Below are 26,540 nucleotides of genomic sequence, written 5' to 3'. Positions count from 1 at the left end.
TATTGAAGCCATTCATGCAAAAAGGAGGCGGCTGCGCTGTGAAACGGATCTTTTACGGGATTGTCTTGATTATTGTTATTCTTGGCATACACCATGATTTAACTGGCGGTACGTTTGCAGAAGAGAAAGGGACTAGTACGCCTCCTGCCTCTTTAGCCGTTCACGTGAAAGAGGATCAAGGAGAGGATGAGCCATCCCTCCCCTATCAAGAAGTGATTATTGAGCCAGGGCAAACTGTCCTCTCTGTCGTTGAACATTTGCATGGCCGCCAAGTCGACCGTCCAATCGAATCAATCATCGCAGACTTCCGCGAATTAAATGAACAAATGGAGCCAAACGCGCTTCAAGTCGGCCACCGTTACCGATTTCCTTTGTATGATGGTGAACCTGAGTGAATATCCTTGCCAGCCCTAGTTAATCATTGATAGAATAGAACAGACTCCATAGGAGACAAAAGATGGGCACAACTGCCCCTCAAAGGAGCGATTAGGTCTATGGCCGAGAGAGTTCACCGCAAAAATACGCGCCCTGTTAAGGTAGGAAACCTGACAATAGGGGGAAATGATGAAATTATTATCCAAAGCATGACGACAACAAAAACGCATGATGTCGAAGCGACTGTTGCGGAAATTAATCGATTAGAAGAAGCGGGCTGCCAGATTGTACGTGTAGCTTGTCCAGATATGCGAGCTGCAGAAGCAATCTCTGAAATAAAAAAACGCATCAATATCCCCCTTGTCGTTGATATTCATTTTAACTACAAGTTTGCGCTTAAAGCAATTGAAGGCGGCGCTGACAAAATCCGTATCAACCCTGGCAACATCGGCAAGCGCGAAAATGTAGAAGCAGTCGTAAAGGCAGCAAAAGAAAAAGGCATTCCGATCCGTATTGGCGTCAACGCCGGCTCGTTGGAACGCCATTTGCTTGAGAAATACGGCTATCCAACTGCTGACGCGATGGTCGAAAGTGCATTGCACCATATCCGTATTTTAGAAGAACTCGATTTTTACGATATTATCGTATCGATGAAAGCCTCGGATGTGCGTTTAGCAATCGAAGCTTATGACAAAGCGAGCAGAGCATTCGACTACCCGCTCCATCTAGGCATTACTGAATCAGGCACGCTTTTTGCCGGGACGGTCAAAAGCGCAGCTGGAATTGGTGCTCTTCTGCATATGGGTATTGGCAACACATTGCGGATATCGCTGTCGGCTGATCCGGTTGAAGAAGTAAAAGTGGCACGTGAACTTTTGAAATCGTTTGGCCTAGCTGCTAATGCAGCGACACTCATCTCCTGCCCGACGTGCGGCCGGATTGAGATTGATTTGATTAGCATTGCCAACGAAGTGGAAGAATACATTTCAAAAATTAAAGCACCGATCAAAGTCGCTGTTCTCGGTTGCGCCGTAAATGGCCCAGGCGAAGCCCGAGAAGCAGATATCGGCATTGCCGGAGCACGGGGCGAAGGACTTTTGTTCATGAAAGGCGAGATTGTCCGTAAAGTTCCAGAAGAAACAATGGTGGAAGAGCTAAAGAAAGAAATCGATAAACTTGCAGAAGAGCATTATGCAAAACAACGCGAAGCTCAGCCGAATTAAACCATTTAAAAGCCGACTCGGGTCCGAGCCGGCTTTTTCGTTTAAAAAAAGGGTGAAAAGATAAGCGTAGAGAGAACAGAAACAATGCCGATTGCGGTGGCCCAAATGCCTAACCCTCTTGCCCCTCTTGAAATGGCAACAGCGCCGCAAATAATGCCGGCTGTCCCTAACAATAATGGGACAAGAAACAAGGAAGTAAGCGAGAGGACGAGCGCCAACGTACCTATCCCTTTCCCCGCATCTGTTCGGTCTGTCTCTTCTTCTGTATCTTGTTCTCGCAACCTTTCGTCCGCCGAAAATTCACTTGCCGTTTCCTCGTTAAAACGGTTTTCATCCTGATTGTCCAGCAAGTAGTCTGAGCCTTCTTCGCCATCATGGCCATCCACATGCGTATTTAAAAAGGTTAGCGACGGATCATTTTCATCGACTAGTTTAACCGTTTCTTTCTGTTTGTTTTCTGCCAAAATGCTTCCCCCGCTTTCTTATGAAGATTGTCGTTAGTTTGCCGTAAAAGGAAACGATACATGCTGCCAAGTATTACTAAAAGAGGTGTAATTGTAATGAAAAAACGGATTGGACTCGATATTGACGGTACGATTACAGACCCAGCTACGTTTGTCCCTTATTTAAATAAAGATTTTAATAAGAAATTCACACTAGCTGATTTGTCTGAATACGACTTGACTAAAATCCTTCGCATTTCAGACAAAGAATTTTGGGATTGGATGGAAATAAATGAACCTACAATCTATGCTGAAGCAGAGCTCGCTTATGGTGCCAAACAGGCCCTTCTAAATTGGAGTAAAGAACATGAGCTCATTTACATCACAGCCAGACGTAAACACTTGACAGACGTTACGACCTCTTGGTTCGCGAATCGCCAAGTGCCTTATCACCATATTGAACTTGTCGGCAAGCATGATAAACTTGAGGCCGTTAAAGCGCAAAAGCTTGACGTTTTTCTTGAAGACAAACATGATAATGCCGTCATGATATCTGAAGAATTTGCGATTCCTGTCCTCTTATTCGATACGCCATACAACCAAATGCCAACCCCACAATCTGTCGTACGCGTGCGAAACTGGCAAGAAGCATATCATTGGATGGAACGCTGGCTTAAAAGCGGGAAGGCGTCTCCTATATAAAAGGGGGCTTGCTTGGCAAGCCCCTCAGACTGCAGACAAACGCTCGCATACTTCGTCGTTTGCCTCACTCATATGCTTTGAAACGGTCGTTTCATGTGCAAGAAAACCGCTGCTCATGAACCCCCGTTCTATTCGCATCTTCCCTCGGCCGCACTCCTCGTCTGACAAGCGTTTGAGCGGTTATTGACTTAGTTGGTAAGCCTTAGTGTTCTTTTTTTGGTTTGAAGGTTTGGCAACACGTCTCTGCGCTTTGTTCGGCATGTTCGTGTACGTCCTCTTTTGCATCGGCATGCCATTCACTACTTGCCTCGATATCATAGTCTGCTGCGTAAGGATCGGTTTCCACAAGAATTTCTTCAGCGCCGCATTTGTTTCCCTCTGCCCAAAAGGTGCAGTTAGATACTCGGCAATGGACAATTGGACTCATTGATTATCCCCTCCTGCTCTTAGCTTTCGCGCTAAAACAAGCCGGAATACATGGCAACGCTTGCCTATTTCTTAAACGACTTTCCTCCCAAACGTAAAAAAGCTTAAGGGCTCTCCCTTAAGCTTTTACTGCTGGCATTGTTCGCACATGCCGTATATTTCAAATTTATGTCCAGTAACATGGAAATGGGGAAATCGTTTTGCAAGCGACTCGTCCATTGGGCAATTGTGAAAATGCTCTGTTTTCCCACACTCTAAGCAGATAAGATGGTGATGATGGTCCGACGTTTCGCAACTGAATCGAAAACGTTTTTCCCCGTCCAGCTCTGTCGTTTCCAACAAACCAATCTCAGCAAAAAGGGAAAGGTTCCGATAAATGGTATCGAAACTTAGTCCTGGATAGCGGTCTTGCATTGCTTCCAACACCCCTCGTGCACTTAAATAACGGGAGTTAGCCGCAAACAGCTTTAGCATCTCTTCCCGCTTGCCCGTATACTTATACCCTTCTTCTTTTAGACGATTAAGTGCAGTTGATACATCCATGCAATCGACCCTCTTTTTAGACTTTCTTTTAGTTTAACGGATTTTTTTAAGCTTGACTAGGTGTGTTTCCCCTACCGAATAAGAATAAGCCTTTTTTGCGATTTCGCCCAAATGCTAGTGACAAAAGCAAAATGATGACAGCAATTATGACAATCGCCCCACCTGGTGCTATTTGCAGTTGGTAAGCAGCAATTAAACCGCCAATCACGGCCATTTCGCCAAAGGCAACAGCAAACACAAACAATTGTTTAAACCCTTTAGCAAAACGCATGGCGCTCGCAACAGGCAGTGTCATAAGCGAGGAAACAAGCAGAATCCCCACAACCCGCATCGAAGCGGCAATCACAAGGGCAACCATTACCATAAACACGAGATGGACCAGGCGCCGGTTAATTCCTGAAACAATTGCTTGCTCCTCATCAAATGACAAAAAGAACAATTCTTTATAAAAAAAGATCAGCACAACAAAAACGACAACCGTTATGATCGTGATCGTAATAAAGTCACTGCGATTGACGGCAATGACTGAACCAAACAAATAATTGAGCAAGTCATTGTTAAAGCCATTGGCCAAAGAAATAAAAATAACCCCAAGACCAATCCCAGCAGACATGATAATTGGAATCGCGATTTCTTTGTAATGGACGTATACTTGGCGAAGTTTCTCAATAAAAAGGGACCCGCCTACAGAAAATGCCATTCCTAAGTAAAGAGGGTTCGCCCCGCTCATAAATGGAAAGTAACTGCCAAGCAATAAGCTAAAAGCAATTCCTGAAAGGGTGATATGTGATAGAGCGTCAGCGATGAGCGACATCCGCCTGACCACTAGAAATACTCCTAGAAGTGGAGCTAACACACCGATGAGCATCCCTGTAAAAAAAGCATATCGTAAAAAATCATAAGTCAAGAACGCGCTAAACATGGGCAACTCCTTCATGGTTATGGGTTAGAAGTTGAACGTCATGCCCATAAAATTCAAGTTTATCGTTTTTGGCAACAAATTCATCTGACGTCCCATGAAAATGGATTGTTTTATTTAAGCAGGCAACTTCGTTTACGTATTGCGTCATTGCTCCAATATCATGGGAAATCAACAGCAATGTTTTCCCGTCTTCTTTATGCAGCTTTCTTAATAACCCATAAAAATCACTAACACTTTTGGCATCGACCCCAACGGTCGGCTCATCTAAAATAAGGAGTTCTGGGTCGCTCACAAGGGCTCTCGCAATAAAGACGCGTTGTTGTTGGCCCCCTGACAATTCACCGATGTTTTCATGCATATACTCTGACATGCCTACTTGGCGAATGGCCTCATTAATTTTGTCTTTATCCTGTTTGCGCAAAAAGCGAAACAACCCGACTTTGGCGTACAATCCCATTGACACTACTTCAAAAACAGTCGCCGGGAAGCCGCTAGAAAAGCTATTTGCTTTTTGGGAAACATAGCCGATTTTATCCCATTGTTTAAACTTGTCTTGTGGTTGATTGAATAAAGAAATGCTGCCTTCATCTGGGCGCAGAAGCCCAAGAAGCAATTTTACTAGCGTCGATTTCCCTGACCCATTGGGACCGACAATCCCTAAAAAGGCGCCTTTTTCAATTGTTAACGAAATATTGCTTAAAACGGGACGCTTCCCGTAATGAAATGATACGTTTTTTAACTCTGCCAGCGGAGCATAGCGGTCCATGTTTTCACCGTCCTACTTATTCAGAATGCTTCCGATTTAATCCTTCTCCTATTATAACGATTATTTTTTAAATGTCTAGAGAAAAAAACAATCGGTTGGACCATTAAAAAAAGAGCGCTAGGCGCTCTAAGACTGTAGACAAACGCTCGATACGTCGTCGTTTGCCCGATACACACGTTTTTCGTCCTTTCCATTCGACTCATGTTGCTTGTTACTCATCGCCTGCGTAAACGACGGCAGGTGCTCCATGTCGTTCTGCTGCCGTTTGGATCTTTACCGCATAACTGCTTTTTGCATCGCCGTTTTCATTGATATACGATTCTAAACCACCCATGCCGCGGTTATAGGCAGTCAATGCTTTATCCCAATCGCCATATTGATCATAAAGAAAATCCAAATATTCAACGGAAAGCTGAATCGCGTAGAATGGATCAAAAAGCAGGTCTTGGCGATATTCTACGCCAGCCATTTCAGCAATCCACGGAGCCGTATTAGTCATAAACTGCGCCATTCCATAAGCATGACCATATTTTGTCTTTGGACCGACCGCATTTGTATCAAACTGTTCTCCGCTCTCAACTTTGAGCAATTCATACACAAGGTAGGGATTCATTTGCTTTTGTTCTGCTAAATGAGCTAAATACATCCCCCACTCTTTTTTAAAATGGCCATCGCTGTCTTCATATAATTCATCCGCAAGCTTCATTGCTTCGGACCAGACTTGATGATTGTCTTCAAATGACAATTCTTCGGCAACAGCACCTGTTTCTTGCAACTCCTCTTCCATCGAGCCAAAAAGCTGCCTCATTTCCTCATTTTCCTTGGCCAGCTCCTTGTTTGTTTCGCGGTAATCATGTATAAGTAAAAAGGCGCCACCAACTAAAGCCGCTAAAGCAGCTGCCAACAGTACTTTCATTGTTCGCTTCACACTGTCTCACTCCTTTGTTCTTTGAACGCTGAAAGCATAAGCGATTGCGCCATCAGGAACAAGGAGACAAACAGTGGCTAGAAGCGGCAAATACCTAAAAATCAATTAAAAACCTTGCATTTCCTCCACAATACTCTCTCAAAGGGCGAATTGCTGCCTTATTTCACTTGATCCGCTCCAATAAAAGGCTCATTCAGGCTCGAAAAATGATTGGAACAAAACCAATAAATATCCTTTTTAAACTAATAATGGCAATATCATCTCAATTCGCGTCCCAACATTGGCTTCACTCTGAATATCAAATGTGCCTCCATGGTCTTCAATAATCTTTTTGCATAACGGGATACCGACGCCCGTGCCTTTTTCTTTTGTCGTAAAAAATGGTTTTCCAAGTTGGCTTAAAACAGTATCAGGCATGCCTTTGCCATTATCGATCAGCTCAATAACGACTTGCTCGCCAACTTCCCTGCTTCTTATTTCCAGCCGCCGTCCAGTTGACTGCTCTTCATAAGCTTCAATTGAATTGCGCAACAAATTAAGCATAACTTGCTTAAACATCGATTCGTTTACATGGCATATCGCAAACGTTTCTTCAATGTCAAGTTGAAATTCAACACTGTGCAGAGAGCATTCTGCCCGCATCAGTTCAGCAAGTGATTGGAGCAACTGTGCTGGCGATTGCCATTTACGGTCGTTCTTTTTGCGTGAAACCGATAGAAAATCTTCAATAATGACATTCATACGGTTTAGCTCTGAAATAATCGTATTGTAATACTTCTGAAAATCGCTCGTCAAATGGGATAATTGCAAAAAACCCTTAATGACAGACAACGGGTTCCGGAGCTCGTGGGCGACACTGGCAGCAATATGCGATACTGCTTGCATTTGATGTTGAAATGTGACTAATTCCTCGAATTTCCGTTTCACCGTCAAATCTTCTAAAAGCACATAGTACACAAAAGCATACGTCCCTCTCTCAGGAAATACAGTCACTTTGATTGTCGCATCGTCATCTTCATAACAGTTTTTAACAATCTGGTTGCCTCGCCCGACTGAGATGCTTAATTGTTCATTAATAAAATGCAGCAAATGATCAGAAACGCCTAACTCTGCCAGTGTTTGTTCTTCAAGGTCTTTTTCTGCCAAATCGGTGAGATGAACAAAGGATTCGCTCCAGTGGAGCTGTCGAAAGCACTCGTCTACCTTTAAGTAAGGAATATCCATTGCTTTAATAAAAGAAAACATTGAATGTGCGACGTCAGGCGGTTCTTTTATGTAAAGTAAATGGTCATCGTGTACATCTACGCTTTTTGCCATTTGCCGCACTTGGTTACTCCCTATAGGGGCTGCTTTTTGATTTTGGGAAAGCTTGCACATCCTTGCCCCTCCTTCTTCAGTAGTGATCCTTATCTAACAACCATGGCCGTAAACATTCCCCGCTACTCTATTCTTATTCGAGATAATGGCGTTTTTTCCTGTTTTTGTTCTAATTAAAATTCCCGATCATATAGTAACAAGACTTTCTTTATAAAGGGGGCGGTTTTGCACAGTGAATATCATTATGCAGCAGCTCATTAACCAAAAAATCAATTCGATTACTGAATCCGAATTTATTCAATTAGCGCACAAACATGGTTACCAAGTAACGCCAGCACAAACAAAAGCAATTTTCAAAATCATAAAGGCACAACGGATCGACATCGGAAACCGAGCACAAATCGACCAAATTTTAGAGAGGCTGCGAACGGAAACAGACCCGTATATTGCCGGTGTTGTCGACGAATTGTTTGAGCAATTTCAACATTATTTGGATTAACACAAAAAGCTCACGTCTTATATAAGAACGTGAGCTTGAAAAATTTTAGCCACACCGCCTATTAAAAAATCTTTGTGTTGGGAACTTTATTTTTCAATAGGATCTAGCAACTCCCGGCGCAACAAGGCAATTTCATGTTTGTATGGAGGCCTTTTATCTTTTTTGTCTTTGCCTATGAAAGGCGTTTCTAGAATTTTAGGAATGTCTTTAAATTGGTCATGATGGACAATATAATCAAGCGCTTTAAGGCCAATATGGCCATGGCCAATGTTTTCATGGCGGTCTTTCCGAGCACTGCGTTCATTTTTAGAATCATTGACATGGACGACTTTAATCCGTTCTGCTCCGATGATCCGGTCAAATTCATCAAGCACGCCGTCAAAATCATTGACAATATCATAGCCTGCATCGTGCGTATGGCATGTATCGAAACAAACCGATAAACGCTCATTGTGCGTGACGCCGTCTATGATTTTAGCAAGTTCCTCAAACGTACAGCCGCACTCAGACCCTTTCCCAGCCATCGTCTCAAGAGCGATTTGTACATCGCGCTTTTCAGTAAGAACTTCGTTTAAACCTTCAATGATCTTTTTAATGCCTTCCTCTGCCCCTGCACCTACATGAGCACCTGGATGAAGTACAATCTGTTTTGCACCTATCGCTTCAGTACGTTCAATTTCAGATCGCAAAAAATCAACGCCGAGGCGAAAGGTTTCTGGCTTTTGCGTATTGCCAATATTGATGATATATGGAGCATGGACGACAATGTTTGATAGGCCATGCTCCGCCATATGGGCTTTCCCCGCTTCAATGTTTAAATCCTCAATCGCTTTGCGCCGTGTATTTTGAGGCGCCCCTGTATAAATCATGAATGTCGTTGCACCGTAAGAGGCTGCTTCCTCACTCGATTGCAGCAACATTTTCTTTCCGCTCATCGACACATGGGAACCAATTAACAATGACATGAAATCTCCCTCCGTATTATTTCTCTTTACGCGCGTTTAAGCGTCTCTCCCGTTTTTTCTGTTTGGCAATAGCGGCTTTCGCTTTTTGTTTATACCCAGGCTTTACTTTTTTAGGCCTAGCTTTTGCCTTGCCGCCGGTCCGAATGGGCCGATTACCTGTTTGCTTTTCAACAGTGGCTTTCCCTTTGTCTGTTGGTTGCTTTCGATTGATCCGACCCGCTCCCACAGGAGGCTTAACGAGCTCTGTCCATTCACCATCTTTGAATTCCACAAATGAAAAAACAATCCCCCGACTGGCAAGCTTCGCACACGCCGCTTCATCACTTTGCTCATACAGCGACAAGGCAATGCCGTCTGCGCCAGCCCGCGCTGTCCGACCGACCCGATGGACATAAAAATCCAAGTCTTGCGGAAACGCGTAATTGATGATGTGTGTCACGCCTTTAATGTCAATGCCTCGCGCAGCCAAATCGGTTGCAACCAAATACTGGATTGATAAATCCTCAACCCGTTTCATTACTTTTTTGCGTTCCCGCGGTGCGAGGCCACCATGGAGGCAATCAACAAGTATATCCTCAGTAGCTAAAGCTGCTGTCACTTCGTCGGCTTGCTCTTTTGTATTGGTAAAGATGATCGCCAAATACGGGTTTAAGCCGCGAATAGTCTCTTTCAACACAGTCAACTTGTCCCGGTGGCGCACTGGAACAAGCTGGTGGGTAACACGCTCTGCCGCCAGCTTTTCTGGTTGAACATGAACATGCCGTGGGTTATTCATATATTTTTTTAAAAATGGTTGCAGCTTTTCAGGAACGGTTGCCGAAAAGACAAGCATTTGCAGGTCCTCGGCTAACCTTCCGGCAACCTTGTCCACGTCTTCTAAAAAGCCCATATCAAGCATCTGATCCGCTTCGTCAACGACAAGCGTCTTAGCCGTATATACAAGCAAGGAAGATGTATTGACAAGGTCAGCAATCCGCCCTGGCGTGCCGATGACAATGTGCGGTTGCTTAGTGGACAACCGCTGTGCTTGCCGTTTTCTGTCCGTGCCGCCAACGAAAAGCTGCGCATCTACTTGCCCGTCATAATAGACAATCAGCTTTTTTAACTCATCAAATAATTGGGCGCAAAGTTCTCGTGTAGGGGCAGTGATCACTGCCTGTACCTCGTTTTGCTCGATATCGAGCTGTTCGATGATCGGCAGTAAAAACGCAAATGTTTTTCCTGTCCCTGTTTGCGACTGGCCAATCACATCTTTTCGATTTAAAATCGCTGGAATCAATCGTTCCTGAATCTCGGTTGGACGCTTGACGCCAATAGCGCTCAATCCTTTGAGCAGTCGCTCGTTTAAACCTAAACGGCTAAAATGTTCAGCATTCATTTTTAACTCCTACTTTCCGTTCGATTGCAATACTTCATTTTACCACACTGGCATGTAATTCGTCCATTTGCATTTAAAGACACGATTTATACGACTGCTGCATAGGTTGCAGGTAAGAGACTATATAAAGATGGGGGAAAATTGACATGCACTCTTTTTTAGGCCCTCCCGCAAGTTCCCTTCCGATGCAACCGTTCCCGGCAACACCCAATCCCTTTTTTGGGCCTAGCTCAATGATGGGGTCAGGCATGGCACCAAGATTGGTCCAGTCTGCCGCCCGGCCTCTGGCAACCATTCCTGGGCAGGTGGCGCCTTCCTTTGCGACGCAAAGAGTCGGCGGTGGTTTATTATCGCGCTTATTTGGCGGCGCCGCCTCTCGTGTTGGCGCTGGCAGCTTTACAGCTGGCAGCAGGTTGTTCGGTAGTGGCATGAACTTAACCACGATCCTGAATAATACGCAACGTGTGTTAGGCATCACCCAACAAGTCGCACCGATGATCCAACAGTACGGGCCACTAATTAAAAATGCGCCGACGCTTTGGCGGATTTTGCGTTCTTCTTCTCAGTCGGCAGATGAAGATCCAACAGGCACGGAAGAAACAATAGAGCCAGAAGCCCAATCGACTGGCGGTGAAGAAACAGCCGAACTAAAAACCGCTTCTGCTGACAGTGAGGAAACAGAACGACAAGTTGACGTCGAAACGCAAGCCAAACCTTTAGACACAGCGGTGATTGTCACAAAAAGAAAGAAGCCTGCTGGAGATGAACTTCCAAAGCCTAAACTTTATGTGTAAAAATTTCGTTTTGGTTATTGACAAGTTTCTGCCCACAGTAGTATAATTTGAAATTTATCTTTAAATGTGGTATACTGACTTCTATCACTTGATTGGAGGAATGTCCATGTTTAAAGTTGGCGACAAAGTTGTTTACCCCTACCATGGTGCAGGGACGATCCAAGAGGTGGAGGAGAAAGATGTATTGGGTGAGACGCATTTGTATTTCATCCTTCATTTCCCATTGGTAGATATAACGCTTATGCTTCCAGAGTCTCGAATCGAGCAATCAGGGCTCCGAAAGGTCATTCCCTCCTCTGATCTTGAAAAGGTCGCAAAAGCATTGCAAAACGGGCCTGATACGCCGCCTTCAACGAGTCAATTTTCTCGAGATACGGAAAATTTATTAAAGACAGGCAGCATTATCGACGCTGCTCATTTAGTGTCGTCACTCTCGAAAAAACAGGCAGAACGGTCAAACGGACTCCATATCCAAGATCGCCATCATTTGCAAAAAGCACGGCAAGTGTTAGCCAGCGAACTTGTAGCGGTCCAAGATTTTTCGGAAGAACAGGCCTATGAATTTATTGACAACAATTTGCTCGATACCGCTAATTAAGCCATTATTGTTCGACGAAATCATAAGGCTTCCTGATTGTCAGGCTCCTTGATCTCCATTACAATAGAAGAGAAATCATCAAAACAGGGCTCTCACTTTTTTAGAAAGTAAGCAGCCCCGTTTTTTTAGGAGGCCTCTAAATTAAATGGACGTTTTAAAAATTTCGCCAAGAGGATACTGTTACGGCGTAGTGGATGCAATGGTGATGGCGAGACAAGCGGCGCAAAACTTGGACTTACCAAGGCCTTTATATATATTGGGGCAAATTGTTCATAATCAACATGTGACGGACGCGTTTAAAGAGGATGGCATTATTTCATTAGACGGGCCGAACCGCCTTGAAATTTTAAAAAACGTCACTCATGGAACGGTCATTTTTACAGCGCACGGTGTATCTCCTGAAGTTCGCCGCCTCGCTAAAGAAAAAGGACTGACTTGCATTGATGCGACATGCCCGGACGTGACGCGAACACATGATTTAATACGGGAAAAAGCAGAAGAAGGCTATCAGTTTATTTACATTGGAAAACAAGGTCATCCTGAACCAGAGGGGGCAATGGGTGTTGCTCCTGACTCTGTGCACCTTGTCGAGACAATGGAAGACCTGGAGCAGCTGACATTGGATGACCGTGACATTATTATTACCAACCAAACGACGATGAGCCAATGGGATGTAGCCGATATTATGAAGCGCGCTATGGAGCTCTATCCAAACGCAGAAGTACACAATGAAATTTGTTTAGCAACGCAAGTCCGCCAAGAGGCGGTTGCGGAACAAGCTTCTCAATGTGACATTGTGATTGTTGTCGGCGATCCAAAAAGCAACAATTCCAACCGATTGGCGCAAGTTTCCGAGCAAATTGCCGGTACACCCGCTTACCGTATTGGCGATTTGTCTGAACTAAAGCTAGAGTGGATCAAAGACGCCAAGAAAGTCGGTGTGACGTCAGGCGCGTCAACGCCGACACCGATTACAAAAGAAGTGATAACCTTTATCGAGAACTATGACCCAAATGATGAATCGACATGGGACACGGCGAAAAAAGTGCCGATCGAGAAAATCCTTCCAAAAGTGCGTGTCAAAAAATAATGTTCAACAAGCAAGCGACGCGAAAGCGCGGCTTGCTTGTTTTTTTATTCTCATAAAAATTGAAAAGGCTCTGTGCTCTGGGCAGAAGCGAATATATCAATGTGGTAGCCGTTTTCGCTCAATAGTGCTGCGATTTTCTCCGCAACGCCTTCTTTCATAATCGCCTCGATATGATGGCCAGCATCAATGACACACATGCCTGCCATTAATGCGTCTTGAGCAACGTGGTAATACAAATCTCCAGTGATGAGCACGTCTGCGCCAGCTCGTTTGGCTTGCATCACATACTTATTGCCATCGCCTCCGAGCACAGCGGCTTTTCTAATTTTCGTATCCAACTCACCAACAACACGGACCGTTTTTACACCTAGCGCCTGTTTAACAAATTCAACATATGAGGCTAGCGTATGGTCGCCCTCCACTTTTCCGATACGACCGAGTCCTCGTTGAAATTGTGGTTGATCAAGTGGATACAAGTCGTAGGCAGGTTCCTCATACGGATGCGCCTTAATCAAAGCCGCAATGACCTTGCCGCTCCTATTGGCAGGTACAATGGTTTCAATGCGTACTTCGCCTACTTCTTCTTCTTTCCCTATCGTGCCAATATAAGGGTTTGTTCCTTCTTGTGGACGAAAACGCCCAATTCCCTCCGCCGAAAAGGAACAGTGGCTATAGTGGCCAATGTGGCCAGCACCAGCAGCGCCAAGGGCCTCACGGATTTGTTTCGCATGGGAAGCCGGAACAAAAGCAACGAGCTTTTGCAATGTTTCTGTATAGGTCGGCGCCAGCACATTGCTATCTTTGAATTGAAGGCGTTCTGCAAGCAAATCATTAACGCCCCCTTCGGCCACATCAAGATTCGTATGGGCAGCATAAATAGTAATCTCATGTTCAATTGCTTTTTTTATCATTCTCCCCATCGGCGTGTCTACATCGATTTGTTTAAGAGGATGGAACAACAACGGATGGTGGGCCAGGATAAAGTCAACGTCCTTTTCAATCGCTTCATCGATCGTTTTTTCCAGTACATCAAGGGCGACCATTGCTTTTTTGACCTTTTTTTTCAGTGACCCAACCATTAAACCGTTTTTATCGCCTTCCAGCGCATAAGACTTTGGGGCAAACGACTCAAAGTATTGAATAAGCGTATTTGCTGCAATCGTGTTTTTCATTCTCCCAATGCCTCCTTCACAAGCTGCAACTTTCTTTCAAGCTTTCTTTGTTTGTCGCTCATTTCCTTTGTCTGTTTCCCTTTTTTTAGTTCCTCTAATACTTGAAGCCAGCTTTGTTGTTCACGGCGCCACTTTTTTTGAAAAGCCGACCCTTGTTCACGCCGCAAAATCGGGCCAAGCAGCAAGTCTGCTTCTGTAAGAGACGATGTGCCTTTTTCTGGCACCGCCACAATAATTTCATATATTTTGCCGTCTTCTTCTATGATTTCTTCGGCTGAAATCGAAAATTCGTGATGTGAAAGCCACTCCCGCACTGCATGGGCGGCGATATTGGGCTGAAGCACAAGGGTTTGAACACCTCGCAACTTTGTTTTGCCCTCTTCTAAGATCGAAGCAATTAACGGCCCACCCATACCTGCAATCGCAATAGCTTCAACCTTATCATCGCTTCTCAGTACTTCTAAGCCATTTCCTTTACGGACTTCTACCGCATCAGAAAGACCTGAGCGACTCACTTGCGCACAGGCCGATTGATACGGCCCTTCATTCAGCTCACCGGCAATTGCAGTCAAACCGGGGCACCGCAATGCCAGATAGCAAGGGAGGTACCCATGATCGGATCCGATGTCTGCTATGCGCTTAAAATGGTATAGGTAAGAGGCTACCCGCTCAAGGCGCAAGGATAGCTGTTTGTCATTCATTTTGGAACCCCCAATGTATACGGATTGCAATAAATCTCTAACCGTTCCTAAGAACGCTAAAGCGAAATGGAAAAAGAGCAAGGTTTCCCCTGCTCTTATTGGGAAGCGTCAAGCAAATACTCTGCTACGGCTTCAATTTCATTCTCTTGCAATTGGCCTCCGAAAGCCGGCATGCCGCCGTCTAGCCCATTGGTGACAATTTCAACAATTTCTTCATGAGACAAACGTCCCTCTAAATTATTGATAGCCGGAGCATTTCCGGTGCCTGATAAGTCATTGGCATGGCAGGCAATGCACGATTCTGAGACAACTGTTTCGCCGTATTCGATTGGATCATCAATCACGACTTCCTCTTGTGCCCCTTCTCCGCCTTCCTCAGCGATGTTGCGCATATGGTTGCCAACAGCTGAAAGCGCAACCATTAAAACGACACCAAGCAATGCAATAATGGCAAAAGGGATTAATGGGCGTCCTTTCATTAAAAGTGCTCTCCTTTCTAAGTTAGAGGTCTTTTTCTTATGTAAAAAAGCACGAATCTTCTTTAGTTTACTGTATATGGACACTTCTGAAAAGGGCTCGTCCCTATTTTAATTGAAAAACCAACAATTTGCCAGATGATACTATTAAGAAAATTTCAAATGGCGATTTGCATTTCCCTTTCATACCCAGTAAAATAGGAATTAAGCAAAATAGAATCGTTTGGCTTGCAAAGGGGCAAGCCAAACGATCAGCGATCTCTTTAATTAATCAAGAAAGTCTTTTAAACGCTTGCTGCGGCTAGGATGGCGCAATTTACGGAGCGCTTTTGCTTCAATTTGGCGAATTCGCTCTCTCGTAACGCCAAACACTTTGCCTACTTCTTCAAGCGTTCTTGTCCGGCCGTCATCAAGCCCGAAACGTAAGCGCAATACGTTCTCCTCACGGTCAGTTAGTGTATCGAGGACGTCTTCGAGTTGTTCTTTCAGCAGCTCGTACGCGGCTGCATCCGATGGCGCTAGAGCTTCTTGGTCTTCGATAAAGTCGCCTAGATGGGAATCATCCTCTTCGCCAATTGGCGTCTCTAGCGATACAGGCTCTTGGGCAATTTTTAAAATCTCTCTTACTTTGTCGGGGCTTAAATCCATCTCTTTGCCGACTTCTTCTGGGGTTGGCTCGCGCCCATAATCTTGTAAAAGTTGGCGCTGTACACGGATCAGCTTATTAATCGTTTCAACCATATGCACAGGAATGCGGATCGTACGGGCTTGGTCTGCAATGGCCCGTGTGATTGCTTGGCGGATCCACCAAGTGGCATATGTGCTAAATTTAAAGCCTTTGTCATAATCGAACTTTTCAACAGCTTTAATTAAACCCATATTGCCTTCCTGAATTAAATCAAGGAATAGCATGCCGCGGCCAACATAACGTTTTGCAATCGAAACAACGAGGCGCAAATTCGCTTCCGCTAACCGTTTTTTCGCCTCTTCGTCGCCTTGTTCAATTCGTTTAGCCAAATCGATTTCTTCTTCCGCTGAAAGCAATGGAACACGGCCAATTTCTTTCAAATACATACGGACTGGGTCATTTATTTTAATCCCTGGAGGGACGCTTAAATCATTTAAATCAAACTCTTCTTCGTCTTTGGCTACTTGTGCAAGCGATGGCACGTCGTCTTCACTTTCGTTCAAAAGTTCCACGCCTTGTTCACCAAGATACTCGTAAAATTCATCCATTTGGTCTGAATCTTGTTCAAACGCAGCCATTTTCTCTGTAATTTCGGCATACGTCAATGTACCACGTTTTTTCCCAGTTTCCACCAGTTGTTCTTTTACTTGATCGATGGTAAGGTCACCTTCTGTTACAGGACGCAACGGTTTGTCAGCCATTCGATCCCCTCCTTCCAAAATTAAACCATACATTACTGGCTTTGGAGCTCTTTTTTTAAGCGAATCAACTCCATTTGCAGTTTTGCCGCCCGGATTGGGTCTTGTTCAAACCGCGCAGCCTGCTGCTGTTCTTTCAGTTTTACCCATTTTGGGTATTGCTCAATCCGCTTTATATAATCAGCAAGCTCCTCGTCTGAACACTCATTTTTTAATGGTTGCATGAGCAAATATGCCGCCAGCTTTGCAAGCCTTCGATCTTCAAGGCTTTCTACAAAACGCTTCATGCTCGCATCAGGCTCTCTAGTTACAAATGAAAGCAAATAAGCATAAAGGGCTTGGTGTTCTTCGAGGTTAAAGCCAGTTCCTAGCTTTTCTGAGACGCGCCACACCATTTCCGTATCTTGGAGCATATAAGCTAGCAAGATCCGTTCGGCTTTGACATGAGCTGGTACAGGCCGTGCGCTTCCTTGCTTTCGGCCGGAAGTTGGCTTTTCCGCTCGCGGCAGCGCTTTAGGTGTCTCTTTTGTTTGTTTGAGTAGGCGTTCGGCCCGGCTTAACTCTTGGCGCAACACATCCATCGGCAGTGTAAAACTTTCTGCAAGTTGCTGCAAATAGTATTCTTGTTCGACAGAATGCTCGAGTTTTGCCAACATCTGTACGATTTCTTCGATATATTGGAGCCGATCTCCTTCATTTTGCATATTCTTGCCTTGCTTTAAATCCAACATTCGAAAGGCCATTACAGATAAACATTCGTTGTCGAGTATGCGCACAAATGCCTCTTCGCCATGCTGCTTCACATAATCATCTGGGTCGAGCCCTTCGGGAAGTAGGCAAATCGACACTTTGCAGCCAGCTTCCTCCAACACGGGAATCGCTTTGCGAATCGCTTCTCTCCCGGCACGGTCGCCATCATAACATAAAATGACTTCTTCTGCATTGCGGCGAAGAAGTTTGGCATGATCGCTGCTTAAAGCAGTGCCTAGCGTAGCAACAACATTTGTCACTCCAGCTTTCCAAGCGGCCATTACGTCAAATGCCCCTTCTACTAACAGGGCTTTGTTTTGTTTACGGATGCTCGGACGAGCTTCATGCATATGGAATAACGTCTTTGCTTTGTGGAAAATCGGCGTTTCCGGGCTGTTCAAGTATTTCGGTTGGCCTTCGCCAATGGCCCTACCGCCAAATGCCACTACGCTTCCTTGACTATCCGTAATCGGAAACATAAGTCGCTCGCGAAACAAGTCATAATAACCCGTTCCTTGTTTGCGTTTCGCCAAAAGGCCTGATTCTGCCATTACAGCTAAGTCAAGGCCATTTGTTTCAAAGATCACAGCGAGCGTTTCCCAATCATTAAGGGCATAGCCGATTCGGAAATGTTCAATCTGGTCTTGCGTGAAAAGCCTCTCTTGTGCATAAACACGCCCTGGAGCCCCTTCTTCTGTTAGCGTCAAAATGCTATGGTAAGTAGAGGCAGCGAGCTCGTGGCCTTTTTTCATTTGCCTGATGCGCGCATCTTCAGGTTTGTCCGTCTCTGTTTTTTGCATTTGCGGCAAAGCTATTTTTGCACGTTCTGCGAGGTGGGAGACGGTTTCAGAAAAAGACCAGCCCTTCAATTCCTGCAAAAAAGTAAACACATTCCCACCGGCTCCACAGCCAAAACAATGGTACACTTGTTTGTCTTCCGATACAGAAAAAGACGGCGTTTTCTCGTCATGAAACGGGCAAAGGCCTCCGTACTGACGCCCTTGCTTTTTTAGCTGCACATATTCGCCGATGACCTCAACAATATCACTTGCTTCCCTGACCTCTGTAAGTTTTTCATCGGGTATTTTCACAGCCACTAGGCAATCACCACAATTCTATTCCTTTGCTATCTTTTCAAGTACAGCATATAGAGCATGATAGAACGCGGCTCGGTCAGATGCTGTAAATTTTTTCGGGCCACGCGTCTTTTTCCCAGCTCTCCGGGCTTTCTGTGAGGTATGCCTCCATGCAAGCATAGCTGGCATTTCCTCCTCTTTATACACATGCCCACGGGGCGACAACACGATCACACCTTTTACAAGAAGGAGCGACGCTAACGCATGATCTTGCGTCACACAGACATCTCCGCGGTTGACAGATTGCAGCAAATAAAGATCTGCTGCTTCTTTACTCGTATCGACAATAGCCGTTTCTACATCCTTTGGCAAACTCATGGTATGCGCATAAGAATAAACAAAGACCATTTTTTTGCCGAATGTCCGCGCAAGTGAAATGACTTCTTCTTTTACTGGGCAAGAATCCGCATCAACGTAGACAGTCGTGTTAGATGGAATCACCATACACTATCATTCAACATTTTCAACAGATCTCCTTCTTCCTTGGCGAAAAAAATAAAAATGTGTCGAAAAAAGCGCTACAGCTATCCTTCCTTCAGTTCTATCATTGCCAAAAAAATAAGAATAAGTCTTGACTTTTTAAATTTATTTGTTCTCTTAGGATTTTATACATAAAAACAATGAAACATCAATGATAAAATCCCCAATGTTCAATTATACTTGATTGGGGATCATTTGAACAGTAAGAAATATCAATGCTACTTAATTTCGTTGAAACATGCTTGAAATTAAATTGGCTGTTTCTTCAACTGCTTTATTTGAAACATCGATAACAGGGCAATTGACTCGATCCATTACCTTTTTCGCATACTCGAGTTCTTCTTTAATACGATCGATGTTTGCATAGTTGGCTTCCGATTTAAGCCCGAGCGCTTTTAATCGTTCCGTGCGAATGCTATTTAGTTTTTCTGGGCTGATTTTTAAGCCAATGCATTTTTTGGAAGAGATTTTGAACAATTCTTCTGGTGGCTCGACCTCAGGAACAAGAGGGACATTCGCCACTTTTAGCCGTTTATGGGCTAAGTATTGAGAGAGCGGCGTTTTCGAAGTACGGGAAACACCGATCAGCACAATGTCGGCAAGAATAATACCACGGGGGTCCCGGCCGTCATCGTATTTGACCGCAAATTCAATAGCTTCAACTTTGCGGAAATAATCTTCGTCCAACCGGTAGATCAACCCAGGTTCATAGCGTGGCTTCGCATTGGTTAAGTCGGTAATTTTTGAAAGTACTGGCCCAATGATGTCCACCGTTTCTACATTCGCCGCCTTTGCGCTTTCCAACAAAAAGTCCCTTATTTCTGGGACGACAAGCGTAAACGCGATCAGCGCCTTGGCTTTGCGTGCAATTTGCACCACTTCTTGGATCGTCCCTTTGTCCTCTACATAGGGAATCCTTCTAAGCTCCACATTGGAGCCACTAAACTGGCTGACAGCAGCTTTTACAACAAGCTCGGCTGTTTCCCCTACGGAATCGGAAACAATGTAAACCACTAGGCGTTCTGTGTCGTTTGTCATAAGCGCGCCCCTTTTCTTTTGAAGTTACATTCCGTCTTTGCTGGCTAGATCAACAAGCAGCTGAGTAATATTGGTTTTGGTAATACGCCCCACCACTTCGAAACCTGATCCAGTGTCTACTTTTTTTACAATTGGCAATCCATCAATTTGCCGGGAGATGAGCTTTTGTGCGACTTCAATTACCGAATCATCCTTTTCACACATCGTAATGTTTGGCATTCGCGTCATAATGACACTCACAGGAATAGACTCAATCGACTGTCCGCCCATGCTTGCCCGTAGCAAGTCTTTTCGAGAAGCGACTCCAACCAATGTTGCATCGCTATCAACAATAAAAAGTGTGCCTACATCTTCTAAGAACATCGTGCAAATCGCTTCGTATACAGAAGCTGATTGCTCAATTAAAACGGGCCTCGATTGATAATGGTGAACTTTGATTTCCTGGAGTTTATCGGCAAGAACGGGGCTTTCACTTTTCCCCGTATAAAAGTAGCCTACCCGAGGCCGGGCGTCCAGGAACCCGGCCATTGTTAAAATAGCCAAGTCTGGACGTAGAGTCGCCCTCGTTAAGGATAGACGTTCTGCAATGTGTTCGCCGGTAATTGGGCCATTTTCCTTTACAATATCGACGATTTGCTGTTGCCTAGTTGATAATTCGATTGGACTCACCTCTTTTTTAAGCCAGTGCCAATAATCTTAGGCCGAGAAGACGATCTTTTGAAAATCAGCATAGGACTGGATTGATTTCGCCAATCGGTCAAGCAGCGCAAGGCGATTATTGCGAGTGGCTTCATTGTCAGCCATCACCATCGTATGGTCAAAGAACGTGTTGATCGTGGCACGACACTGAGCCAACGCTTGATAAGCGGCATACGCATCTTTGACCTTCCAAGCCTCAGCCAAGCCGAACTCGACCTCTAGCGTAGCAGCAAGCAAGCGTGACTCCGTTTCATTTTCAAACAGATTTTCGGAAACGAAAACACCTTTTGGCGCTTTTTTAGCCAAATTTGTGACACGACTCAAGCTTTCGGTCACTTCTTTAAACTCCCGGTCTTCCGCACGTTCAGTTAACAGCCTTGCCTTGGCGAACATCGTATAAACATCGACAAGCGGAGCGGCAAGCACCGCATCAACAATATCATAGCGAAAGCCAGCTTCTAGCATGACATGCTTCAAGCGATTCGCAAAAAAGCTGATTAATTCCTGCTTGGTCGTTTCGACTTTTTCTGTCATAAACCCTTTTTTTGCAATGGAATCAAGCGCATGAACAGCCATGTTTTCAAGTGTCAAAGGCATTTCAGTTTGGAGAAGAATGTGGATGATCCCCGTTGCTTGGCGGCGCAACGCATACGGATCTTGTGAGCCAGTGGGGATTAAGCCAATGGAAAAACAAGAGACGACCGTATCGAGTTTGTCGGCAAGCGCCAACACTGCACCCGCTTCAGTTTCAGGCACTTTGTCCCCTGCATAGCGAGGCAAGTACTGCTCATAAATCGCTTTCGCTACTTGAGGGGTCTCTCCTGCTTTTTCCGCATATTCCTGACCCATTCTTCCTTGTAGTTCTGGGAATTCGCCAACCATGTAAGTCACAAGGTCGAACTTGGCAATAGCGGCAGCACGCTCCACTGTTTGCCTTTCTTGGGCACCCAAGTTCGCCTCACCTGCAAGCCATTTGGACAATTCGCCGATACGGGCTACCTTTTCGCCCATTGTACCAATCGCTTCATGAAAAACGATGTTGTCTAGTTTAGCGTTTGCTGCCTGAAGAGAAATCTTTTGGTCTTCATGATAAAAAAAGGCAGCATCAGACAAGCGAGCACGCAACACTTTTTCATTGCCCTTGGCGACATTTTCAATATATTCTTCATTTCCGTTTCGCACTGTAATAAAGTACGGAAGCAAACGGCCATCTTTCGCTTCTACTGGAAAATAACGCTGATGTTCACGCATCGTTGTAATTAATACTTCTTTCGGCAAAGCTAAAAACGAATCGTCAAATGAGCCTGATAGCGCAGTTGGATACTCGACTAATTGTGTCACTTCTTCAAGAAGCGCTTCATCTATTGGCACAACCCAGCTATGCTCTTCCTCCATTTGCTTTAACTGACTTACAATCGCTGCTTTTCGCTCTTCGGCATCGGCAATGACATATTGACGTTTCAGGGCGTCCGCATACTCGATTGGATTGTCTAATGGAAAGTCAGCCCCTAAAAAACGGTGTCCAGTCGTGTTTCGACCTGTTTCGATACCGTTAATTGAAAAAGGAATGACGTCCTCGCCATAGAGAGCGACAAGCCACTGGATCGGCCGAGCATAGCGAAGGGAGTAGGTGTTCCAACGCATGCTTTTTGGAAATGTTAAGCCCGTAATCAATTCTTTAAGTTCCGGCAATAGCACGCTTGTTTTTTCACCCTTTTTATGTGTTTTGGCAAACACATAATCAGTGCCATTTACCGCTTTTATTTCCAGCTGGCTCGTTTCTACTCCTTGTCCTTTCGCAAATCCAAGCGCCGCTTTTGTCCAAGCGCCGCTTTCGTCTTTGGCAATTTTTAAGGCAGGCCCTCTCGATTCATCATGTATATCAGGCTGCCGGTCCGCCAAATCTTCAACGAGTATAGCCAGCCTTCTTGGCGTAGCGTAAGAGTGGATTTCTCCGTACGAAAGGCCTTTATCATCAAGCCATGCTTGCACTTTTTCAGCGAGCTGTGTAATGGAAGGCGTAACAAAACGAGCCGGTAACTCCTCCAATCCTAGTTCAAGTAAAAATGGCTTATTCATCGTGGGCGTCCTCCTTTTTAAGCATAGGAAAGCCAAGCTTTTCTCTCTCTTCATAGTACTTGCGCGCCGCTTTTCGAGCGAGTGTGCGAACCCGGGCAATATAGCCGGTTCTTTCTGTTACGGAAATGGCGCCCCGAGCATCAAGCAAGTTAAAGCTATGGGAGCATTTTAAAATATAGTCATACGCAGGAAAAACAAGATCGCGCGCTAGCGCTCTTTCTGCTTCTTTTTCATAAGTAGAAAATAAATCAAACAACATATCTACATCAGAAACTTCGAATGTATACGTAGAATGTTCATACTCTGGCTGTAAAAAGATATCGCCATAGGTGAACCCTTCGACCCACTCCAAGTCAAATACATTTTCTTTATCTTGTATATATGTGGCCAATCGTTCTAATCCATAAGTAATCTCTGCAGAAACAGGATTGGCCTCCATGCCGCCTACTTGCTGGAAATACGTAAATTGGGTAATTTCCATCCCATCTAGCCATACTTCCCAGCCGAGGCCCGCACACCCGAGCGTTGGGTTTTCCCAGTTGTCTTCTACGAACCGAATGTCATGTTTTAAAGGATCGATGCCTAATGCCCGAAGACTATCCAAATATAACTCTTGGATGTTCAATGGAGACGGCTTCATAATGACTTGAAACTGGTGGTGTTGGTAAAGCCGGTTCGGGTTTTCACCATAACGCCCATCAGCAGGACGTCGGGATGGCTCCACATACGCAACATTCCAAGGCTCTGGGCCAATGGTGCGCAACAACGTATGGGGGCTCATCGTGCCTGCCCCTTTTTCGGTGTCATACGCATTTAAAATAATGCAATTTTGTTTCGCCCAGAATGATTGGAGCGTTAAAATCATTGTTTGTACATTCATTGATCAACTTCCTCCTTTTTCAGCGTAGAAGACAAAAAAGCGCCCCTACGCCTATTGGCGTAGGGACGAGGTTCACCCGCGGTTCCACCCTACTTATTAAACGCTTAAGTGCGCCTCGGACATCAGCCTGAGAGGCCTCAACTTCATATAAGCGTCTAATCTCTTTCTTCCGAATGTGCTCAGGAAGCGCCTCCAACATTTTCTGGCTCTTTGGCTTCCACCCTCCCAAAGTCGCTATAAACCAGACGGCAAATGCTGTTTTTTTCCGTCACTGCACCTATAATCGTATCCACATTATACGCTTGCTCCCCCTACTTGTCAACGTCACTGCTTAAGCCGCCCATTTTGTCTAGTTGGCTAATAAAGCGGCGCGCTTTTAACTGTACCCCCACATACTCATCGTAGTAGGTGCGGATCATCCATTCCAACCGCCGCTTCGTTTCAGCTTTCACAGAAATGGTGCCTACTTTCGTCAAATCGACGTAATAAAGCACTCGAAACAACTTGGCAAATGGTAGAGTGATTGGGAAAGCGCGCTCGTCTTTATGAATACAATTGCTGCACAAAAAACCAGCATAAGCAACTGAAAAAGCAACAGGATCACGGGTCTCCGAGCGGCAACAGGCACAGCAATCTAGCTCCGGTTTTGCTCCAGCTAGTGGAAGCATCTTCATATCCATGATTCGTGCAATTATTTCCGCGTCTTGTCCGGTGTTGATTTGCCGCAACGCCAGCAGAAGCCAATCAAATAAAAAGAACGTCGGTTTGCGCTCTTCCGTCAGTTTGTCGACAAGTTCCGTTATATAAGCCGCATAAGCCGATTTAACGATATCAAATTGCAGTTCTTTAAATGAATCGACGGCCTCCCCCTGGCTTAAAGAGGGAAGACCGTTTCCTTGAAAATATAAGTAACTTCCATAAACAAACGGCTGTGTGACAGCGGCAAAGCGACTGTTAGGCTTTTTTGCCCCCTTCGCCAAAACAGCAAGTTTGCCGTCTTCTTTTGTAAAAAGAGTTACGATTTTATTCGTTTCGCCGTAATCAATTGATTTTAGCACGATTGCATCTTGTTTTTTTAACATGGTCCATCCTTACAGCAAGCAACAGGATTTAAGATAAGGTTGAATCCGATAAATCATCTGGTTCATAAGCCGTTTCTTCTTGCACTTCCATGTCCCGCTCCAACTCTTTATGAAGCAGGTATGTTTCAACGTTGCCCGTTTGCGAAAACACTTTCCATGTTAGAACAAGCATGTTAAACGCCTCCCTCTCCTTAAGTCTTCGGTTGTATCATTCCCTTATCCGCATCGCCCATTCGATGGAAATATTGTTAATTGCCTGCGCTTGACTTTTTTAATTTGGTTAATTTTATCAGATTGTTTGTTTAATCATAAATCAGGCGACATAAAAAAACAATGGTCAAACGCCCAGTTTGAACCCATTGTTTTCCCAGTTAATATTCATTTTCATTAAAACCATAATCCTTTAATTGAGACGGTCGGTTACGCCAGTCTTTTTGGACTTTCACCCACAGTTCCAAATAGACGCTAGAACCAAGCAGCGCTTCAATGTCGCTTCGGGCAAGCTGGCCGACTTCTTTTAGCATGGCACCATGTTTGCCAATGATAATGCCTTTTTGCGACGAACGCTCGACGATGACAGTGGCGCCAACATATACTTTGCCATTGTCCCGCTTTTTGATTTGTTCAATGACTACAGCGACAGAATGTGGAATTTCTTCCTTCGTCAAATGAAGCACTTTCTCGCGAATAAGCTCAGCAATTATAAACCGTTCTGGGTGGTCCGTCACTTGGTCTGCCGGGTAATATTGCGGCCCTTCTTCCATGTGCTCCACAATTTGTTCGACAAGCGTTGGCACATTATTCCCTTCCAATGCGGAAATCGGGATAATTTCTGCAAATGGATAACGATCTTTGTACAAATCAATCACTTTAAGCAATTCTTCTGGAGAAACTTTATCAATTTTGTTAATCAATAAAAACACCGGTGTTTTCGTTTCCTGAAGTCGTTCGATAATATACTGTTCACCAGGGCCGAATTTCGCATCCGCTTCCACCACGTATAAAATCAAATCCACTTCGCGGAGCGTATTTTTTGCGACTTTCATCATAAAGTCGCCTAGCCGGTGTTTCGGTTTGTGAATGCCAGGCGTGTCCATAAAGACAAGTTGCGCGTCGTCTCGTGTCAACACGCCTTGCACTTTATTCCGTGTTGTTTGCGGCTTGTCTGACATAATGGCAATTTTCTGGCCAATCACCCGGTTTAAAAGGGTTGACTTTCCAACATTTGGCCTGCCAATAATGGACACAAACCCTGATTTAAATGTTGTTGTTTTTTGCTTCATATAAATCCTCCGCTTTAAAAAATCCAGGCAGCAATTCTTCCACTGTTGTTTGTTTCACATTTCCTTTTAAGTTACATAAATACACAGGCATTTCTGGTGGACACAATTCGGCCAGCACTTGCCTGCATGCACCGCACGGCGAGACTGGTCCTGGTGTGTCTGCTGCAACTGCCATTGCTTTAAATGGCTTTTGCCCCGCTCGATATGCTTTAAACAAAGCAGTCCGCTCAGCGCAATTCGCTAAGCTATATGCTGCATTTTCAATATTTCCCCCTAAGACAACTGAACCGTCTTCAAGGAGCAAAGCCGCTCCTACAGCGAACGATGAATAAGGGACGTAGGCGTCCTTCCTTGCTGTGATCGCATGTTGCATTAATGTTTCGGCATCCATTTTAGCACCGACTCCTTC

At 44.8% G+C, this 26,540-nt stretch carries 30 protein-coding genes; 7 read left to right on the top strand and 23 right to left on the bottom strand.

Features of this window, described 5'->3' with window-relative positions; all coding sequences use genetic code 11:
* Nucleotides 1-38 precede the first annotated feature (38 nt).
* On the top strand, nucleotides 39-395 hold the full coding sequence (locus V5G21_RS17940; RefSeq protein WP_073304017.1) for a hypothetical protein: 357 nt from the start codon (nucleotides 39-41) through the stop codon (nucleotides 393-395).
* A 99-nt stretch (nucleotides 396-494) separates the two neighbouring features.
* Nucleotides 495-1,598, top strand: a complete 1,104-nt coding sequence (gene ispG, locus V5G21_RS17935; RefSeq protein WP_011246552.1) for a flavodoxin-dependent (E)-4-hydroxy-3-methylbut-2-enyl-diphosphate synthase — start codon at nucleotides 495-497, stop codon at nucleotides 1,596-1,598.
* A 41-nt stretch (nucleotides 1,599-1,639) separates the two neighbouring features.
* On the opposite strand, the gene V5G21_RS17930 is transcribed toward ispG, so the two are convergent.
* Complete coding sequence (locus V5G21_RS17930) at nucleotides 1,640-2,062, bottom strand: DUF4190 domain-containing protein (protein ID WP_011246551.1); 423 nt, start codon at nucleotides 2,060-2,062, stop codon at nucleotides 1,640-1,642.
* A gap of 96 nt (nucleotides 2,063-2,158) precedes the next feature.
* Here V5G21_RS17930 and V5G21_RS17925 point away from each other — a divergent pair, with 96 nt between their 5' ends.
* Nucleotides 2,159-2,743, top strand: coding sequence for a 5' nucleotidase, NT5C type (locus tag V5G21_RS17925; protein ID WP_095255087.1), 585 nt, complete (start codon nucleotides 2,159-2,161; stop codon nucleotides 2,741-2,743).
* Between the two features lie 202 nt (nucleotides 2,744-2,945).
* Here the strand turns inward: V5G21_RS17925 and V5G21_RS17920 are convergent, their stop codons facing one another.
* The 6 genes from V5G21_RS17920 to V5G21_RS17895 all read right to left on the bottom strand — a co-directional run bounded on the left by V5G21_RS17920 (nucleotide 2,946) and on the right by V5G21_RS17895 (nucleotide 7,705).
* The gene (locus V5G21_RS17920) at nucleotides 2,946-3,170 is read right to left on the bottom strand and encodes a DUF1540 domain-containing protein (RefSeq protein ID WP_011246549.1); all 225 of its coding nucleotides are present in this window, start codon (nucleotides 3,168-3,170) and stop codon (nucleotides 2,946-2,948) included.
* 125 nt (nucleotides 3,171-3,295) lie between these two features.
* On the bottom strand, nucleotides 3,296-3,712 hold the full coding sequence (locus V5G21_RS17915) for a Fur family transcriptional regulator (RefSeq protein ID WP_011246548.1): 417 nt from the start codon (nucleotides 3,710-3,712) through the stop codon (nucleotides 3,296-3,298).
* Between the two features lie 46 nt (nucleotides 3,713-3,758).
* Complete coding sequence (locus V5G21_RS17910) at nucleotides 3,759-4,634, bottom strand: metal ABC transporter permease (RefSeq protein WP_338464993.1); 876 nt, start codon at nucleotides 4,632-4,634, stop codon at nucleotides 3,759-3,761.
* Nucleotides 4,627-5,400: a metal ABC transporter ATP-binding protein gene (locus V5G21_RS17905; RefSeq protein ID WP_011246546.1), complete on the bottom strand. Its 774-nt coding sequence runs from the start codon at nucleotides 5,398-5,400 to the stop codon at nucleotides 4,627-4,629. The genes V5G21_RS17910 and V5G21_RS17905 overlap by 8 nt, the downstream gene beginning before the upstream one ends.
* Before the next feature lie 211 nt (nucleotides 5,401-5,611).
* Complete coding sequence (locus tag V5G21_RS17900) at nucleotides 5,612-6,328, bottom strand: lytic transglycosylase domain-containing protein (RefSeq protein WP_095316126.1); 717 nt, start codon at nucleotides 6,326-6,328, stop codon at nucleotides 5,612-5,614.
* A gap of 237 nt (nucleotides 6,329-6,565) precedes the next feature.
* Nucleotides 6,566-7,705, bottom strand: coding sequence for a sensor histidine kinase (locus tag V5G21_RS17895; protein WP_011246544.1), 1,140 nt, complete (start codon nucleotides 7,703-7,705; stop codon nucleotides 6,566-6,568).
* Between the two features lie 172 nt (nucleotides 7,706-7,877).
* Between V5G21_RS17895 and V5G21_RS17890 the strand changes: the two genes are divergently transcribed.
* A complete protein-coding gene (locus tag V5G21_RS17890) occupies nucleotides 7,878-8,144 on the top strand; it encodes a DUF2624 domain-containing protein (protein WP_063609677.1) in 267 nt (88 codons plus the stop codon).
* 86 nt (nucleotides 8,145-8,230) lie between these two features.
* Here the strand turns inward: V5G21_RS17890 and V5G21_RS17885 are convergent, their stop codons facing one another.
* Together V5G21_RS17885 and V5G21_RS17880 are read right to left on the bottom strand one after the other, a co-directional pair.
* A complete protein-coding gene (locus V5G21_RS17885) occupies nucleotides 8,231-9,109 on the bottom strand; it encodes a deoxyribonuclease IV (RefSeq protein ID WP_095236199.1) in 879 nt (292 codons plus the stop codon).
* Nucleotides 9,110-9,125: 16 nt separating this feature from the next.
* On the bottom strand, nucleotides 9,126-10,487 hold the full coding sequence (locus V5G21_RS17880; RefSeq protein WP_011246541.1) for a DEAD/DEAH box helicase: 1,362 nt from the start codon (nucleotides 10,485-10,487) through the stop codon (nucleotides 9,126-9,128).
* 248 nt (nucleotides 10,488-10,735) lie between these two features.
* Between V5G21_RS17880 and vrrA the strand changes: the two genes are divergently transcribed.
* The 3 genes from vrrA to V5G21_RS17865 all read left to right on the top strand — a co-directional run bounded on the left by vrrA (nucleotide 10,736) and on the right by V5G21_RS17865 (nucleotide 12,969).
* A complete protein-coding gene (gene vrrA, locus V5G21_RS17875; protein ID WP_160162509.1) occupies nucleotides 10,736-11,281 on the top strand; it encodes a VrrA/YqfQ family protein in 546 nt (181 codons plus the stop codon).
* 106 nt (nucleotides 11,282-11,387) lie between these two features.
* Nucleotides 11,388-11,879 carry a CarD family transcriptional regulator gene (locus tag V5G21_RS17870; RefSeq protein ID WP_035203984.1) on the top strand — a complete coding sequence of 164 codons (492 nt, stop codon included), beginning with the start codon at nucleotides 11,388-11,390 and terminating at the stop codon, nucleotides 11,877-11,879.
* 145 nt (nucleotides 11,880-12,024) lie between these two features.
* A complete protein-coding gene (locus V5G21_RS17865; RefSeq protein WP_063609681.1) occupies nucleotides 12,025-12,969 on the top strand; it encodes a 4-hydroxy-3-methylbut-2-enyl diphosphate reductase in 945 nt (314 codons plus the stop codon).
* Nucleotides 12,970-13,019: 50 nt separating this feature from the next.
* On the opposite strand, the gene V5G21_RS17860 is transcribed toward V5G21_RS17865, so the two are convergent.
* The 14 genes from V5G21_RS17860 to cdd form a co-directional block, all read right to left on the bottom strand.
* Nucleotides 13,020-14,141 (bottom strand): Nif3-like dinuclear metal center hexameric protein, encoded by a 1,122-nt coding sequence (locus V5G21_RS17860; protein WP_095316127.1) that lies wholly within the window; start codon nucleotides 14,139-14,141, stop codon nucleotides 13,020-13,022.
* Nucleotides 14,138-14,842 (bottom strand): tRNA (adenine(22)-N(1))-methyltransferase, encoded by a 705-nt coding sequence (locus V5G21_RS17855; protein ID WP_179289576.1) that lies wholly within the window; start codon nucleotides 14,840-14,842, stop codon nucleotides 14,138-14,140. Before V5G21_RS17855 ends, V5G21_RS17860 begins: the two co-directional genes overlap by 4 nt.
* A 95-nt stretch (nucleotides 14,843-14,937) precedes the next feature.
* Nucleotides 14,938-15,321 (bottom strand): c-type cytochrome, encoded by a 384-nt coding sequence (locus tag V5G21_RS17850; protein WP_011246535.1) that lies wholly within the window; start codon nucleotides 15,319-15,321, stop codon nucleotides 14,938-14,940.
* 264 nt (nucleotides 15,322-15,585) lie between these two features.
* Entirely contained in the window at nucleotides 15,586-16,707 is a 1,122-nt protein-coding gene (gene rpoD, locus V5G21_RS17845) for an RNA polymerase sigma factor RpoD (RefSeq protein WP_011246534.1), read from the bottom strand.
* Between the two features lie 32 nt (nucleotides 16,708-16,739).
* Nucleotides 16,740-18,551, bottom strand: coding sequence for a DNA primase (dnaG, locus tag V5G21_RS17840; protein WP_011246533.1), 1,812 nt, complete (start codon nucleotides 18,549-18,551; stop codon nucleotides 16,740-16,742).
* An 18-nt stretch (nucleotides 18,552-18,569) separates the two neighbouring features.
* On the bottom strand, nucleotides 18,570-19,034 hold the full coding sequence (locus V5G21_RS17835; protein ID WP_011246532.1) for a YaiI/YqxD family protein: 465 nt from the start codon (nucleotides 19,032-19,034) through the stop codon (nucleotides 18,570-18,572).
* Nucleotides 19,035-19,292: 258 nt separating this feature from the next.
* Nucleotides 19,293-20,108: a pyruvate, water dikinase regulatory protein gene (locus tag V5G21_RS17830; protein WP_011246531.1), complete on the bottom strand. Its 816-nt coding sequence runs from the start codon at nucleotides 20,106-20,108 to the stop codon at nucleotides 19,293-19,295.
* 24 nt (nucleotides 20,109-20,132) lie between these two features.
* Nucleotides 20,133-20,777, bottom strand: coding sequence for a helix-turn-helix transcriptional regulator (locus V5G21_RS17825; protein WP_011246530.1), 645 nt, complete (start codon nucleotides 20,775-20,777; stop codon nucleotides 20,133-20,135).
* A gap of 27 nt (nucleotides 20,778-20,804) precedes the next feature.
* Nucleotides 20,805-22,886 carry a glycine--tRNA ligase subunit beta gene (glyS, locus tag V5G21_RS17820; protein ID WP_095293622.1) on the bottom strand — a complete coding sequence of 694 codons (2,082 nt, stop codon included), beginning with the start codon at nucleotides 22,884-22,886 and terminating at the stop codon, nucleotides 20,805-20,807.
* Nucleotides 22,879-23,766, bottom strand: a complete 888-nt coding sequence (gene glyQ / locus V5G21_RS17815; RefSeq protein ID WP_035203976.1) for a glycine--tRNA ligase subunit alpha — start codon at nucleotides 23,764-23,766, stop codon at nucleotides 22,879-22,881. Before glyQ ends, glyS begins: the two co-directional genes overlap by 8 nt.
* A 311-nt stretch (nucleotides 23,767-24,077) precedes the next feature.
* Entirely contained in the window at nucleotides 24,078-24,848 is a 771-nt protein-coding gene (gene recO / locus V5G21_RS17810) for a DNA repair protein RecO (protein WP_011246527.1), read from the bottom strand.
* 28 nt (nucleotides 24,849-24,876) lie between these two features.
* Nucleotides 24,877-25,020: a YqzL family protein gene (locus V5G21_RS17805; protein WP_011246526.1), complete on the bottom strand. Its 144-nt coding sequence runs from the start codon at nucleotides 25,018-25,020 to the stop codon at nucleotides 24,877-24,879.
* A 199-nt stretch (nucleotides 25,021-25,219) separates the two neighbouring features.
* Nucleotides 25,220-26,131 carry a GTPase Era gene (gene era, locus V5G21_RS17800; RefSeq protein ID WP_011246525.1) on the bottom strand — a complete coding sequence of 304 codons (912 nt, stop codon included), beginning with the start codon at nucleotides 26,129-26,131 and terminating at the stop codon, nucleotides 25,220-25,222.
* Complete coding sequence (cdd, locus tag V5G21_RS17795; RefSeq protein ID WP_011246524.1) at nucleotides 26,106-26,522, bottom strand: cytidine deaminase; 417 nt, start codon at nucleotides 26,520-26,522, stop codon at nucleotides 26,106-26,108. The genes era and cdd overlap by 26 nt, the downstream gene beginning before the upstream one ends.
* Nucleotides 26,523-26,540 lie beyond the last annotated feature (18 nt).

The organism is Shouchella rhizosphaerae (genome assembly GCF_036700015.1).
Classification (GTDB): domain Bacteria; phylum Bacillota; class Bacilli; order Bacillales; family Bacillaceae_D; genus Shouchella; species Shouchella rhizosphaerae.
Note: the sequence above shows the minus strand (reverse complement) of the source record. Positions and strands in the feature narration are given on the sequence as shown.

Excerpts from the sequence above, each read along its gene's own strand:
- ispG (WP_011246552.1), top strand. The coding sequence starts at position 495 with ATGGCCGAGAGAGTTCACCGCAAAAATACGCGCCCTGTTAAGGTAGGA.
- V5G21_RS17925 (WP_095255087.1), top strand. The coding sequence starts at position 2,159 with ATGAAAAAACGGATTGGACTCGATATTGACGGTACGATTACAGACCCA.
- V5G21_RS17920 (WP_011246549.1), bottom strand. The coding sequence starts at position 3,170 with ATGAGTCCAATTGTCCATTGCCGAGTATCTAACTGCACCTTTTGGGCA.
- V5G21_RS17915 (WP_011246548.1), bottom strand. The coding sequence starts at position 3,712 with ATGGATGTATCAACTGCACTTAATCGTCTAAAAGAAGAAGGGTATAAG.
- V5G21_RS17910 (WP_338464993.1), bottom strand. The coding sequence starts at position 4,634 with ATGTTTAGCGCGTTCTTGACTTATGATTTTTTACGATATGCTTTTTTT.
- V5G21_RS17905 (WP_011246546.1), bottom strand. The coding sequence starts at position 5,400 with ATGGACCGCTATGCTCCGCTGGCAGAGTTAAAAAACGTATCATTTCAT.
- V5G21_RS17895 (WP_011246544.1), bottom strand. The coding sequence starts at position 7,705 with ATGTGCAAGCTTTCCCAAAATCAAAAAGCAGCCCCTATAGGGAGTAAC.
- V5G21_RS17885 (WP_095236199.1), bottom strand. The coding sequence starts at position 9,109 with ATGTCATTGTTAATTGGTTCCCATGTGTCGATGAGCGGAAAGAAAATG.
- V5G21_RS17880 (WP_011246541.1), bottom strand. The coding sequence starts at position 10,487 with ATGAATGCTGAACATTTTAGCCGTTTAGGTTTAAACGAGCGACTGCTC.
- vrrA (WP_160162509.1), top strand. The coding sequence starts at position 10,736 with ATGGCACCAAGATTGGTCCAGTCTGCCGCCCGGCCTCTGGCAACCATT.
- V5G21_RS17870 (WP_035203984.1), top strand. The coding sequence starts at position 11,388 with ATGTTTAAAGTTGGCGACAAAGTTGTTTACCCCTACCATGGTGCAGGG.
- V5G21_RS17865 (WP_063609681.1), top strand. The coding sequence starts at position 12,025 with ATGGACGTTTTAAAAATTTCGCCAAGAGGATACTGTTACGGCGTAGTG.
- V5G21_RS17860 (WP_095316127.1), bottom strand. The coding sequence starts at position 14,141 with ATGAAAAACACGATTGCAGCAAATACGCTTATTCAATACTTTGAGTCG.
- V5G21_RS17855 (WP_179289576.1), bottom strand. The coding sequence starts at position 14,842 with ATGAATGACAAACAGCTATCCTTGCGCCTTGAGCGGGTAGCCTCTTAC.
- V5G21_RS17850 (WP_011246535.1), bottom strand. The coding sequence starts at position 15,321 with ATGAAAGGACGCCCATTAATCCCTTTTGCCATTATTGCATTGCTTGGT.
- rpoD (WP_011246534.1), bottom strand. The coding sequence starts at position 16,707 with ATGGCTGACAAACCGTTGCGTCCTGTAACAGAAGGTGACCTTACCATC.
- V5G21_RS17835 (WP_011246532.1), bottom strand. The coding sequence starts at position 19,034 with ATGGTGATTCCATCTAACACGACTGTCTACGTTGATGCGGATTCTTGC.
- V5G21_RS17830 (WP_011246531.1), bottom strand. The coding sequence starts at position 20,108 with ATGACAAACGACACAGAACGCCTAGTGGTTTACATTGTTTCCGATTCC.
- glyS (WP_095293622.1), bottom strand. The coding sequence starts at position 22,886 with ATGAATAAGCCATTTTTACTTGAACTAGGATTGGAGGAGTTACCGGCT.
- glyQ (WP_035203976.1), bottom strand. The coding sequence starts at position 23,766 with ATGAATGTACAAACAATGATTTTAACGCTCCAATCATTCTGGGCGAAA.
- recO (WP_011246527.1), bottom strand. The coding sequence starts at position 24,848 with ATGTTAAAAAAACAAGATGCAATCGTGCTAAAATCAATTGATTACGGC.
- V5G21_RS17805 (WP_011246526.1), bottom strand. The coding sequence starts at position 25,020 with ATGCTTGTTCTAACATGGAAAGTGTTTTCGCAAACGGGCAACGTTGAA.
- era (WP_011246525.1), bottom strand. The coding sequence starts at position 26,131 with ATGAAGCAAAAAACAACAACATTTAAATCAGGGTTTGTGTCCATTATT.
- cdd (WP_011246524.1), bottom strand. The coding sequence starts at position 26,522 with ATGGATGCCGAAACATTAATGCAACATGCGATCACAGCAAGGAAGGAC.